At 55.9% G+C, this 315-nt stretch carries 1 protein-coding gene; it reads left to right on the top strand.

Features of this window, described 5'->3' with window-relative positions; all coding sequences use genetic code 11:
* Nucleotides 1-315: immunoglobulin-like domain-containing protein (locus tag ASD70_RS29975; RefSeq protein ID WP_236708716.1), on the top strand; the 315-nt coding region annotated here is incomplete at both ends.

Genomic DNA, 315 nt, shown 5'->3' with positions numbered 1-315 from the left:
AACACCACCACTGTGACGCTGACCGCACCAAGTGCTGTTAACGAAGGTGGCGAGATCACTTACACCGCCACCTTGAGCAATAAGGCCGGTACTGACGTAACGTTGAAGTTGGACAACGGCTCGTCGATCACCATCAAAGCTGGCGACACTGTCGGGACCGTGACCGTCCCGGCGCCTACCGATGACGTGTTCATCGATAAGAGCACCCAGACCGTCMAGATYACCGAGACTACTGGCGGTAACTTCGAGAAGTTGGAAGTTGCGGGCAACGGTGCTACCACCACCATCAACGACACCATCGACAAGGTCGATGTG

This window comes from Pseudomonas sp. Root569 (assembly GCF_001427465.1).
GTDB classification, from domain to species: Bacteria; Pseudomonadota; Gammaproteobacteria; order Pseudomonadales; family Pseudomonadaceae; genus Aquipseudomonas; species Aquipseudomonas synxantha.
The sequence above is the reverse complement of the archived record's forward strand: the minus strand, read 5'-3'. Positions and strand labels throughout refer to the sequence as shown.